The sequence below is a fragment of the Streptomyces lateritius genome (assembly GCF_014649715.1).
Classification (GTDB): Bacteria; Actinomycetota; Actinomycetes; order Streptomycetales; family Streptomycetaceae; genus Streptomyces; species Streptomyces lateritius.
On the sequence record NZ_BMTO01000009.1, the window covers coordinates 18,186 to 30,752 of the forward strand.

The following is a 12,567-nucleotide window of genomic DNA, read 5'->3' on the forward strand; positions in this document are numbered from 1 at the left end:
CGCCGCGAGACGCAGGACGGATGGGCGGAGGGGCCGGGCACCTGGTGAGGTGCCGGCCCCTCCGTCATGTCCGGCCGGCGGGACGGCCTTGGGCGGGCACGCGCGCGTGGAGGCCGTCCAGCTCGATCGCGGCGCAGCGCCACCGGCGGTCGGCTCCCCGCTCCAGGCGGAACGCCATGGCCCTGACCCTTCCTCCGCCGACGGCGATCACCGCGAAGGCCTCGACGGCGCCGGGGCGGGCCTGGACGGCGCAGCGGCGGATCACGGGGCGGGTGCCGTGAGCCTGAGCCCTGAGGGGGCTCTGCGGGGCGAGCCGGACGAGCTGTTCGTACGCCTCTCCGACCGTCTGCCCGAGCATCCAGTGGACGGGCCGCTCGCCGCTCAGGACGGCGAGCAGACGCTCGGCGAACATCGCGTGCGGGGGGAGGACGCGGGGCGCCGTCCGGGCGCGTGAGAGGCCCACCGGGGGGCGGCTGCCGGCCGTACCGCGGGGGCCGGTTCCGGCGGGGCCCCGGGGCGCGGTTCGCGGGCGTGGGGTCCGGGGGCGGGTGGTGGCCGCGGGTGGGGCGAGATCGTCGGCGGTCGTTTCCCGGCCGCGGGTGGCTGTCGTGGTGGTGGTGATGGTGTCCATTCCCGGTCCCCGTCCTTCGCACCCGGCGGTCTACCGGGCGGTAACTTCTGTTGGGGATCTTGTACGGGGCTGCTCACCGCCCCTGCAAGAGGCTCGGGGCGCCCGGGTGGCCGCCCGGAAGATTCACCTATCAGAGTGACCGCGTGCTTCTGCGGGCCTGATGTCACGGGGCCCGGGCAATGCGTCGGGTGGACCGCCGGGAGGGCGGCCTGGAGACCCCGAAGGGGGACTCCGCACGTATCCTGAGGGCGTTTCCGACTACGAAAGCGGCCAGCCAATGCGCGTGTACGTCCCCCTGACCCTCCCCGGTCTCGCACAGGCGCACAAGGCGGGCGAGCTGGGCCCCGGCTTGCTGACCGCCTACGCCGTCACCCCCGCCCTGCGCGAGTGGTACGTCTCCGACGACATCGAGGAGCTCGAGTACGCGGCGCTCAGCAGGGCCGCCGCCGCCTCGCTGCGACTGATCGCCGGCGACCCCTCGGCCGCGCGGCGCCGGGTCGTCGTCGCCGTCGACGTGGCGGACGAGGACGCGACGGCCGACCCCGACCGGGGCTTGGACGCCGGTTCGCTGGGTGAGGTCCGGATCGCCGGTCCCGTACCGCTGACGAAGGCGGCGGCCGTGCACGCCGACGCGGATGACGCGGAGACGGACGTCGCCGCCGCGGCGGCCGCGCTCGGGGCGGCGGACCAGGGTGACGACGACGCGCAGTTCACGGTGGACGGGGCGGAGGACCACGAGCTGCTGTGGTTCGGGGTGCAGGAGATTCCGGGGCTGCTGGCCTGAGGAGCGGCCGGCCCAGGGCGTTTGTCGGAGCGGGCCGGTACCGTCTTCGCATGGGGAAGCGCGGGAAGAACGGCAAGCACGCCAAGCACCTGGTCTGGGACTGGAACGGCACACTCCTCGACGACATCGAGGCCGTCATCGGGGCGACGAACGCGGCCTTCGCCGAACTCGGCCTGGCGCCGATCACGCTCGCGCGCTACCGCGAGCTGTACATGGTGCCCGTGCCGAAATTCTACGAGCGGCTCATGGGACGGTTGCCCACGGACGACGAGTGGACGCTGATGGACGGCGTCTTCCACAAGCACTACTGGCAGCGGGCGGAGACGTGCGGGCTCACGGTCGGGGCGGCGGAGCTGCTGGCCGCGCGGCAGGAGTCCGGACTGACACAGTCGCTGCTCTCGCTGGCGCCGCACACGGACCTGGTACCGCTGGTGCGGCGGCACGGGATCGAGGAGCGGTTCGTCCGCGTGGACGGGCGGGTCGGGTCCTCCACGGCGGGGAAGTCGGCGCACATGGTGCGCCATCTGGCCGCCCTGGAGGGTGTCGACCCCTCGCGGATCGTGGTGATCGGGGACGCGGCGGACGACGCGGTGGCGGCGGCGCACGTCGGTGCGCGGGCGGTGCTGTACACCGGGGGGTCGCACAGCCGGGCGTCGCTCGAGAGGGTGGGTGTGCCGGTGGTCGACTCGCTCGCGGAGGCGGTGGAGGTGGCGGAGGAGCTGGTCTAGGCAGGGGTGACGCGGCTCGGTGACACGGCCGGGGAGCCCGGGTGCGTGGCGTCAAGCCTCACCTTCTGCCAAACCAGAGCCCGTCGCTGTCCATAACGTCAAACTTCCACACCCCCTCTTGTACACAAACGGAACATGACGGCACCGTGGCGACGACCGGTAGGCTCGTGATGCGCTGACGGACGGTCACACCTCTCAACGGGCTTACGCCCAGCGGGTCTTGACGGAAGCGTCCGATGGCAGCGCGTCCGACGGCCCCTGGACGTGACGAAGGGAGACCCGGGCGAGGCCCTTGCTTGGCGGCTGGCCTCGTTCTTTCCCGGATCTCCCTCGCGCGCCGACGGGGTCCCCTGTTGCGAGGAGAGTGGTTCCCATGGCGTCTCTCGACGGTATCTCAGACAAGCCCGACGGCGGCAGCCGTGCTCTGCCCTGGTTTACGGCCTGCGTGGGTCTGCTGGCGATGGTCGTGGCGGCCGGCCTGGCGGTGGGCGGTCACGGCGAGGTGGCCGTGGCCGTCGGTGCGGTCGGGGTGGCTGTCGCCGGTACCGGCGGGCTGCGGGTGACCGTGAACGTCCGGCGGTGAGCGAGAGGCGCGGGCGGAGGTGGTCGCAGAACGACGCCCCGCCCGCGCCCCCGCCCGTCGCCCCCCGGTCAGGCCTTGCTGCGGAGGACCTTCAGGAATTCGCGCATCCAGGCGGGGTGGTCGGGCCAGCCGCGGGAGGAGACGAGGGTGCCGTCGATGACGGCCTCGGTGTCCTGGAAGCTCGCGCCCGCCGCCTGCATGTCGATCTCGAGTGCGGGGTACGCGGTGACCCTGCGGCCCTCCAGGCCGCCGATCGCAGCCGTCAGGAGGGGGCCGTGACAGATCTGGGCCACGGGCTTGTCCGCGTCGAAGAACGACTTGAGGATCTTGCGAAGCTCCGGGTCGTTGCGGAGGTACTCCGGGGCGCGGCCGCCCGGGATCACCACGGCCACGTAGTCGCCCGGGTCGACCTCGGAGAAGGCCAGGTCGGCGGGCCAGGTGTACCCCGGCTTCTCCGTGTACGTGTCGTAGCCCGGCTCGAAGTCGTGGACCACGAACCGCAGCCGCTTGCGCGCCGGGGCCGCGATGTCGACTTCGTAGCCCTCCTCGAGGAGACGCTGGTAGGGGTAGAGGACCTCCAGCGACTCCGCCGCGTCCCCGGTCACGATCAAGATCTTCGCCATCACGACTCCCAGATCCGGTGGTGGTGCCCCGCGCGTCGGAGTGTTGCTGCCAGACTCCTCGCGTCGCCGTGCCTTGCCAAGAGGACATGTGTCGCTGTCCATAACGTCAAACTTCCACCCCCTCTTTTGTACACATACGGCTCATGACGGCGCGGGGGTCGGGAGCGATAGGCTTTTCCCGTGATCAGCGCGATACGCCGTGGGGGCAGCGAAGCCCCCGGCCTCCGCCCGGCCCGTGTCAACGGCCGGGTCGACAGGGCGTTCGCTGATCCTCTCCGTCCGGACGTGCCACCCGCGGTGGCCGGATTCGACCTGGACATCTCTCATCACGGCCTCACGTCGACTTCGACCGGTATCACCGCGTCGTGGCGATGTGCCGTTTCTACCGACGTCACGCAACGGCGCGCGACAGGAGCCAGAGGACATGCAGACCAAGCTGGACGAAGCCAAGGCCGAGCTGCTCGACAGGGCCGCCCGGGTAGCTGAGAACAGCCCGGCCGGGGGGCGACTTCCGACGGGGCCTGAGAACGGGGAGAGGCCCGACCGGGACACCCTGCTCGACTACCTCCAGCGCTACTACCTGCACACCGCGCCCGAGGACCTCACGGACCGCGATCCGGTGGACGTCTTCGGCGCCGCCCTCTCGCACTACCGGCTCGCGGAGAACCGCCCCCAGGGCACCGCGAACGTCCGCGTGCACACCCCGACGGTCGAGGAGAACGGCTGGACCTGCAGCCACTCCGTCGTCGAGGTCGTCACCGACGACATGCCGTTCCTCGTGGACTCCGTCACCAACGAGCTCTCCCGCCAGGGCCGCGGCATCCACGTCGTGATCCACCCGCAGGTCCTCGTCCGCCGTGACGTCACCGGCAGGCTCATCGAGGTGCTCAGCTCCGAGTCCGCCGGGACCAAGGCCGGGCTGCCGCACGACGTGCTCACCGAGTCCTGGATCCACGTCGAGATCGACCGCGAGACCGACCGGGCCGACCTCAAGCAGATCACCACGGACCTGCTGCGCGTCCTGTCCGACGTCCGCGAGACGGTCGAGGACTGGGAGAAGATGCGCGAGGCGGCGCTGCGCATCGCCGAGAACCTGCCCGGCGAGCCGACCCCCGACGACCTGCGCTCCACCGAGGTCGAAGAGGCCCGCGAGCTGCTGCGCTGGCTCGCCGCCGACCACTTCACCTTCCTCGGCTACCGGGAGTACGAGCTGGTCGACGGTGACGCGCTGGCCGCCGTCCCCGGCACCGGCCTCGGCATCCTGCGCTCCGACCCGCACCACAGCGGCCAGGACGACCACCACGCCCACCCGGTCTCGCCGTCCTTCAGCCGGCTGCCCGCCGACGCCCGCGCCAAGGCGCGCGAGCACAAGCTGCTGATCCTCACCAAGGCCAACAGCCGCGCGACCGTGCACCGCCCCTCGTACCTCGACTACGTGGGCGTGAAGAAGTTCGACGCCGAAGGAAACGTGGTGGGGGAGCGGCGCTTCCTGGGCCTGTTCTCCTCCGCCGCGTACACCGAGTCCGTCCGTCGGGTTCCGGTCATCAGCCGCAAGGTCCAGGAGGTCCTGGAGGGCGCCGGCTTCTCGCCGAACAGCCACGACGGCCGCGACCTGCTCCAGATCCTGGAGACGTACCCCCGCGACGAGCTCTTCCAGACCCCGCCCGACGAGCTGCGCGAGATCGTCACCAGCGTCCTCTACCTGCAGGAGCGCCGCCGGCTGCGGCTGTACCTGCGCCAGGAGGAGTACGGCCGTTTCTACTCGGCCCTCGTCTACCTGCCGCGCGACCGCTTCAACACCGGCGTCCGCGAGCGCCTGACCGACATCCTCAAGGAGGAGCTCGGCGGCACCAGCGTCGACTTCACCCTCATGAGCACCGAGTCGGTGCTCACCCGGCTGCACTTCGTCGTGCGCGTCGCCGCCGGCACCGAGCTGACCCACCTGACCGACGCCGACAAGGAGCGCATCGAGGCCCGTCTCGTCGAGGCCGCCCGCTCCTGGGCCGACGGTTTCGCCGAGGCCCTCAACGCCGAGTGCGGCGAGGAGCGCGCCGCCGAGCTGCTGCGCCGCTACGGCAACGCCTTCCCCGAGGGGTACAAGGCCGACCACTCGCCGCGCGCCGCCGTGGCCGACCTGGTCCACCTGGAGCAGCTGAAGCGCACGGGCAAGGAGTTCGCCCTCTCGCTGTACGAGCCGGTCGGCACCGGCCCCTCCGAGCGCCGCTTCAAGATCTACAAGGGCGGTGAGCAGGTCTCCCTCTCCGCCGTCCTGCCGGTCCTCAACCGGCTCGGCGTCGAGGTCATCGACGAGCGCCCGTACGAGCTGCGCTGCGCCGACCGTACGCACGCGTGGATCTACGACTTCGGTCTGCGGATGCCCGCCGCGACCGGCAACGGCGGCGACTACCTCGGTGACGACGCCCGCGAGCGGTTCCAGGAGGCGTTCGCCGCGACCTGGACCGGCGAGGCCGAGAACGACGGCTTCAACGCGCTGGTCCTCTCCGCCGGGCTGACCTGGCGTGAGGCGATGGTGCTGCGCGCCTACGCGAAGTACCTGCGCCAGGCCGGTTCGACGTTCAGCCAGGACTACATGGAGGACACCCTCCGCAACAACGTCCACACCACCCGGCTCCTCGTCTCCCTCTTCGAGGCGCGGATGGCGCCGGAGCGCCAGCGCGCCGGCACCGAGCTGATCGACGGGCTCCTGGAGGAGCTGGACGGCGCCCTGGACCAGGTCGCCTCCCTCGACGAGGACCGGATCCTCCGCTCCTTCCTCACCGTCATCAAGGCGACCCTGCGGACCAATTTCTTCCAGAAGTCGGACAGCGGACGCCCGCACTCGTACGTGTCGATGAAGTTCGACCCGCAGGCCATCCCCGACCTCCCCGCGCCCCGCCCGGCGTTCGAGATCTGGGTCTACTCGCCGCGCGTCGAGGGCGTCCACCTGCGCTTCGGCAAGGTTGCCCGAGGCGGCCTGCGCTGGTCCGACCGGCGTGAGGACTTCCGTACCGAGATCCTCGGCCTGGTCAAGGCGCAGATGGTGAAGAACACCGTCATCGTGCCCGTCGGCGCCAAGGGCGGCTTCGTCGCCAAGCAGCTCCCGGACCCGTCCGTGGACCGCGACGCCTGGCTGACCGAGGGCATCGCCTCGTACAAGACGTTCATCTCGGCGCTCCTCGACATCACAGACAACCTGGTCGCAGGCGAGGTCGTGCCCCCGGTCGACGTGGTCCGCCACGACGAGGACGACACCTACCTGGTCGTCGCCGCCGACAAGGGCACCGCGACCTTCTCCGACATCGCCAACGAGGTCGCCGTCGGCTACGGCTTCTGGCTCGGGGACGCCTTCGCGTCCGGCGGCTCGGCCGGCTACGACCACAAGGGCATGGGCATCACCGCCCGCGGCGCCTGGGAGTCCGTCGAGCGGCACTTCCGCGAGCTCGGCCACGACACCCAGACCGAGGACTTCACCGTCGTCGGCGTCGGCGACATGTCCGGCGACGTCTTCGGCAACGGCATGCTGCTCTCCGAGCACATCAGGCTCGTCGCCGCCTTCGACCACCGCCACATCTTCATCGACCCGAACCCGGACGCGGCCGTCTCGTACGCCGAGCGGCGCCGTCTCTTCGAGCTGCCCCGCAGCTCCTGGGCCGACTACAAGACGGAGCTGCTCTCCGCGGGCGGCGGCATCCACCCCCGTACCGCCAAGTCGATCCCGATCAACGCGCACATGCGCACGGCCCTCGGCATCGACGCCGGCGTCACCAAGATGACCCCGGCCGAACTGATGCAGGCGATCCTCCACTCGCCGGTCGACCTGCTGTGGAACGGCGGCATCGGTACGTACGTCAAGTCGTCCGCCGAGACCCACGCGGACGTCGGCGACAAGGCGAACGACGCCATCCGCGTCAACGGCGAGGACCTGCGGGTGAAGGTCGTCGGCGAGGGCGGCAACCTCGGTCTGACCCAGCTCGGCCGCATCGAGTTCGCCCGCAGGGGCGGCCCCGAGGGCGAGGGCGGCAAGGTCAACACCGACGCCATTGACAACAGCGCCGGCGTGGACACCTCCGACCACGAGGTCAACATCAAGATCCTGCTCAACGGGCTCGTCGTCGAGGGCGACATGACCGTCAAGCAGCGCAACAAGATCCTCGCCGAGATGACCGACGAGGTCGGCCGACTCGTGCTGCGCAACAACTACGCGCAGAACGTGGCCCTGGCCAACGCCGTCGCCCAGTCGCCGTCCCTGCTCCACGCCCACCAGCGCTTCATGCGCCGGCTGGGCCGGGACGGGCACCTCGACCGCTCCCTGGAGTTCCTGCCCAACGACCGGCAGATCCGCGAGCTGCTCAACGCCGGCAAGGGCCTGAGCCAGCCTGAGCTCGCCGTTCTCCTCGCGTACACCAAGATCACCGTGGCGGACGAGCTGATCGGCACCGGCCTGCCGGACGACCCGTACCTGCGCGAACTTCTCCACACGTACTTCCCGACGCTGCTGCGCGAGAAGTTCCCGGAGGCGATCGACAGCCACCCGCTGCGCCGGGAGATCATCACCACGATCCTGGTCAACGACACGGTCAACAGCGGTGGCTCGACCTTCCTGCACCGCCTCCGCGAGGAGACGGGCGCCTCGATCGAGGAGATCGTCCGCGCGCAGACCGCCGCCCGCGCCATCTTCCGGCTCAGCGACGTCTGGGACGCCGTCGAGGCGCTCGACAACCAGGTACCGGCCGAGTTCCAGACCCGGATGCGGCTGCACTCGCGGCGCCTGGTCGAGCGCGGCACGCGCTGGCTGCTCGGCAACCGCCCGCAGCCGCTCGAGCTCGCCGAGACCGTCGACTTCTTCGGCGACCGCGTGGAACAGGTCTGGGCCGAGCTGCCGCAGCTGCTGCGCGGCGCGGACCTGGAGTGGTACCAGCAGATCCTGGAAGAGCTGACGGCCGTGGGCGTCCCGGAGAAGCTCGCCCTGCGGGTCGCCGGCTTCTCCTCCGCCTTCCCGATCCTCGACATCGTCGCGATCGCGGACCGCACGGAGAAGGACCCGATGGCGGTCGCCGAGGTCTACTACGACCTGGCCGACCGGCTGCGGATCACGCAGCTCATGGACCGGATCATCGAACTGCCGCGCGCCGACCGGTGGCAGTCGATGGCCCGCGCCTCCATCCGCGAGGACCTGTTCGCCGCCCACGCCGCTCTCACGGCGGACGTGCTGGCGGCGGGCGACGGGAGCGCGAGCCCGGAGCAGCGGTTCAAGGCGTGGGAGGAGAAGAACGCGGCGATCCTCGGCCGGGCGCGGACGACGCTGGAGGAGATCCAGAGCTCCGAGACGTTCGACCTGGCCAACCTGTCGGTGGCCATGCGGACGATGCGGCAGCTGCTGCGCACGCACAGCTAGCGGGAGCGGCACGTACGTGTCGTAGCGAACGACGAGGGCCCCGCCGGGACGACCGGCGGGGCCCTCGTCGTTCCGCTCGTTCCTCATTCGGCTCGTTCCTCGACGGCCACGGACGAGGTCCACAGGCGGCGTGCGGCCAGCAGCGCGGCGGCGACCAGCAGTGCGTTGCGGACCGCCATGACCCCGAGGCCGGGCAGGGTGCCGGCCAGCACGTCGTCGTAGAGGACCGGGTACGCCAGGGAGCTCAGCGCGGCCGCCGGCAGGAGCAGCAGCGCCACCGGGCGCATCACGGTGCGCCGCGAGGTCAGACAGACGGCGGCCAGGCCGAGGAGCCAGATCATGTACTGGGGGCTGATCACCCGGCTGGTGACGGTGAGGAGCAGGACGGCGGCGAGGGCCGCGTCCGCCGGGGTCGCCTCGGTCCAGCCGCGGGCCCGGAGCCGCCAGATCAGCAGCCAGACGCAGGCGAGGACGGTCAGGAGCAGCGCGAGCCGGCCGATGCTGGAGACGTACGGGCCGACGTATTCGAAGGCGCCGTAGCGGTACTGGACCGTGCCCGGCCAGACGCCCGCCGCCCTGGCCAGGGAGAGGGCGGTGCCGCCCAGGGACTCGATCTGGATCCCACGGCTGCCCTGCTGGCGCAGGAAGCCGAGCGAGTGCGAGAAGAAGAGCGCCAGGGTGGCGAGGAGGGCCGCGGCGGTGACGGCGGCGGAGACCCAGGCGTCACGGGTGGTACGGCCCCGGGGCGTGCCGATGAGGGTGAGCACCGGCCACACCTTGACCAGCGCGCCGAGCGCGGCGAGCGCCCCGCCGAGGCGGTGTCCGGCGGCCGAGCGGGACCGCAGCGCGAGCAGCGCGAGCACGGCGAGGGCGGTGGCCTGGACGTCGTACCGGGCCAGCGGGAGGTGCAGGAGCAGCGGCAGTCCGCAGACCCACACCCAGGCGCCGTGTGTGACGCGGTCGCTGTCGGCGCGGGCGAGGGCGAGGGTGACGGCGGCGTCCGCGAGGAGGGTGAGGGCGACGAACGCCTGGAAGTACGTGAGCCAGGGCAACGCCCCAGGGGACATGATCACCAGCCCGGCGCCGGGCGGGTACTGCCAGGTGACGTCGTTCACGGGGAACGTGCCGTGGGCGAACTGCCGGTACCAGTACTGGTAGAGGACGTACACCTCACGCCCCACGCCACCGACGCCCAGGGTGTCGCGGAGCAGAAGCAGCAGCATGCCGACGCGGGTGACGACCCAGACGCCGGCGAGGGAGAGGAGGGGGCCGTTGCCGACCGAGACGAAGGTGGCCGAGGTGAAGGTGTCCGAGTCGAAGGGGGAGCCGGTGAGATCCGGCGGAGCGGGGGTGCAGGCAGCCCGCGCCGCCCCTGCCTCGGGCGCCGCCGACGGGGGCCGGCCGCCGGGACCGGGGCCTGGGCCGCGGTCGGGCGAGGGGGGCGGCGTGGGGTCTCGATGCGTCGTCATCGAGCCGCACTCTATTCAGGTCTACGCCTGTATCACTCCTTTTGTCCGTCCTTCCTGGTGAATGCCCGCTTCCCTCGGCCGGCCGCCCGGCCCGCTTCCCTCGCCCGGCCCGGGGTCTGCCCCGTCTACTTCACCGCGCCCGCCATCACCCCCGAGACGAACTGGCGCTGGAAGGCGAAGAAGACCACCAGCGGAATCACCATCGAGACGAATGCTCCCGGGGCGAGGACGTCGATGTTGTTGCCGAACTGGCGTACCTGCTGCTGGAGGGCCACCGTGATCGGTGGGGATTCGGAGTCCGCGAAGATCAGGGCGACCAGCATGTCGTTCCAGACCCAGAGGAACTGGAAGATGCCCAGGGAGGCGATCGCGGGGCCGCCCAGGGGCAGCACGACCCGGGTGAAGAGTCGGATCTCGCCCGCACCGTCCAGCCGGGCCGCCTCCAGGAGCTCACGGGGGATCTCGGCGAAGAAGTTGCGGAGCAGGAAGATCGCGAACGGCAGCCCGAAGGCGGTGTGGAAGAGGACGACCCCGAGTGTCGTCTCGAAGATGCCGATCGTGCCGAAGAGCTTCGACACCGGTACCAGCGCGACCTGTACCGGTACCACCAGGAGTCCCACGACCACCAGGAACCACCAGTCGCGGCCGGGGAAGTCCAGCCACGCGAAGGCGTACCCGGCGAGTGAGCCGATGACGACGACCAGGAGGGTCGCAGGGACGGTGATCAGGACGGTGGAGACGAGCGAGCCGGTGATGGTGTCGTTCGCGAGAAGGGCGGAGTAGTTCTCGGTGGTCAGTTGCGCCGGGGTGGTGAAGACCTGCCACCAGCCGCTCTCGCTGATGTCGGTCGGCCCGCGCAACGAGGAGAGCAGCAGTCCGACCGTGGGCATCAGCCAGAAGAGGCCGACGAGGACGAGGAATATCCGCATCCCACCGCCGGCGGCGCGGGCGGCGATCCGTGACCCCAGGCGGCCGGCCCCGCTCCCGCCCCCGCCCCCGCTTCCACCTCCGCCTCCGTTCGACGCTGTCATCGGCGGGCCTCCCTTCGCATACGGCGGATGTTGAAGGCCATCACCGGGAGCACGAGGAGCAGCAGGAGCACGGCGATGGCGGAGCCGACGCCGAGGTCCGCGTCCGTGCCGAAGGACGAGCGGTAGAGCTGGAGCGCGAGCACGTTGGCGTCGTCCTGTGCCGAACCCGGCGCGATGATGAAGACCAGGTCGAAGACCTTCAGCACATTGATCACCAGGGTGACCAGGACGACGGCGAGGACCGGTGCGAGGAGCGGCACCGTGATCCGGCGGAAGACCTGCCACTCGTTCGCCCCGTCGACCCGGGCCGCCTCGAGCAGCTCACGCGGCACGCTCGCGAGCCCGGCCGCGATCAGGACCATCGCGAACCCGGCCCACATCCAGACGTAACTGCCGATGACGGCGGGCGTGACGAGCGACGGGCCGAGCCACTCCACGCCGTTGTACTGCTCCCGGAAGTTGCTCGCGGGCAGCCGCAGACGGGCCCCGTCGGCTGACGCCGGGAGGCTGAAGGTGCCGTCGGCGGCCGCCGACGTGGACGCGGCCACGCTGCCGTCCTCCCGTACGGCCTCGATGCGCAGCCCCTTCAGGCCGCGCTCCTGCGCGTCGACGACGTTCGGTTTCCCGCCGCCGCCCTTGGTGAAGTCCAGCCAGGCGGTGCCGTTGATCCGGCCCCCCTCGACGGCCGGCCTCCGCGCGGGGCGGGCGTCCCCCGGCATCTGCGCGGGAGCCACCCCGACCAGGGGGAGCAGCGCGATCTCCCCCGCACGGACCGGCTCCTTGGTGACGTACGCGCCGCCGCCCGCCGCCTCGACGGGGTGGACGGGAAGCGGACGCGCCCTCGGGAAGACGGAGGACTCGGCGAACGTGTCGTGGACCCCGACCCAGACCGCGTTCGCGACCCCCCGGTCCGGATCCTGCTCGTACACGAGCCGGAAGATGATCCCGGCGGCGAGCATCGAGATCGCCATGGGCATGAACACGATCAGCTTGAACGCCGTCCCCCAGCGCACCCGCTCGGTGAGGACCGCGAAGATCAAGCCGAGGGCGGTGGCGACGGTCGGGGCGAGGACCACCCAGATCGCGTTGTTCTTGACGGCGGTGAGGATGGTGTCGTCGGTGAAGAGCTCGATGTAGTTGTCGAGACCGGCGAAGGAATCGCCGGACTTGTCGAAGAACGAGCGGTGGACGGAGTACCCGATCGGGTAGACGACGAGCGCGCCGAGCAGCAGCAGGGCGGGGAGGAGGAACCCCGCCGCCACTGACCTACGGGTGCCGGTGACGCTCTTGGACGCGGAGGGACGCGGAGCCGAGGCCATGACG

Annotated in this window: 9 protein-coding genes; 4 read left to right on the forward strand and 5 right to left on the reverse strand. The window is 71.1% G+C overall.

Going from position 1 to position 12,567, the window contains the following annotated elements; translation table 11 throughout:
- Positions 1 to 64: 64 nt before the first annotated feature.
- Complete coding sequence (locus IE136_RS35805) at positions 65 to 631, reverse strand: Rv3235 family protein (RefSeq protein ID WP_229818962.1); 567 nt, start codon at positions 629 to 631, stop codon at positions 65 to 67.
- Between the two features lie 277 nt (positions 632 to 908).
- Between IE136_RS35805 and IE136_RS19290 the strand changes: the two genes are divergently transcribed.
- The 3 genes from IE136_RS19290 (at position 909) to IE136_RS19300 (ending at position 2,726) form a co-directional block, all read left to right on the forward strand.
- Complete coding sequence (locus tag IE136_RS19290) at positions 909 to 1,415, forward strand: DUF6912 family protein (protein ID WP_158987827.1); 507 nt, start codon at positions 909 to 911, stop codon at positions 1,413 to 1,415.
- Between the two features lie 50 nt (positions 1,416 to 1,465).
- The gene (locus IE136_RS19295) at positions 1,466 to 2,143 is read left to right on the forward strand and encodes an HAD family hydrolase (protein WP_158987825.1); all 678 of its coding nucleotides are present in this window, start codon (positions 1,466 to 1,468) and stop codon (positions 2,141 to 2,143) included.
- A gap of 373 nt (positions 2,144 to 2,516) precedes the next feature.
- Positions 2,517 to 2,726, forward strand: a complete 210-nt coding sequence (locus tag IE136_RS19300; protein ID WP_158987823.1) for a hypothetical protein — start codon at positions 2,517 to 2,519, stop codon at positions 2,724 to 2,726.
- Positions 2,727 to 2,794: 68 nt separating this feature from the next.
- Here IE136_RS19300 and IE136_RS19305 read toward each other — a convergent pair whose 3' ends face one another.
- Entirely contained in the window at positions 2,795 to 3,352 is a 558-nt protein-coding gene (locus IE136_RS19305; protein ID WP_158987821.1) for a DJ-1/PfpI family protein, read from the reverse strand.
- Positions 3,353 to 3,773: 421 nt separating this feature from the next.
- Between IE136_RS19305 and IE136_RS19310 the strand changes: the two genes are divergently transcribed.
- Positions 3,774 to 8,744: an NAD-glutamate dehydrogenase gene (locus IE136_RS19310; protein WP_189600947.1), complete on the forward strand. Its 4,971-nt coding sequence runs from the start codon at positions 3,774 to 3,776 to the stop codon at positions 8,742 to 8,744.
- Positions 8,745 to 8,827: 83 nt separating this feature from the next.
- Here IE136_RS19310 and IE136_RS19315 read toward each other — a convergent pair whose 3' ends face one another.
- The 3 genes from IE136_RS19315 to IE136_RS19325 form a co-directional block, all read right to left on the reverse strand.
- Positions 8,828 to 10,213: a glycosyltransferase 87 family protein gene (locus tag IE136_RS19315; protein ID WP_229818963.1), complete on the reverse strand. Its 1,386-nt coding sequence runs from the start codon at positions 10,211 to 10,213 to the stop codon at positions 8,828 to 8,830.
- Between the two features lie 125 nt (positions 10,214 to 10,338).
- Positions 10,339 to 11,142, reverse strand: a complete 804-nt coding sequence (locus IE136_RS19320; protein ID WP_229818984.1) for a carbohydrate ABC transporter permease — start codon at positions 11,140 to 11,142, stop codon at positions 10,339 to 10,341.
- Between the two features lie 98 nt (positions 11,143 to 11,240).
- Positions 11,241 to 12,563, reverse strand: a complete 1,323-nt coding sequence (locus IE136_RS19325) for a carbohydrate ABC transporter permease (RefSeq protein WP_189600948.1) — start codon at positions 12,561 to 12,563, stop codon at positions 11,241 to 11,243.
- Between the last annotated feature and the right edge of the window lie 4 nt (positions 12,564 to 12,567).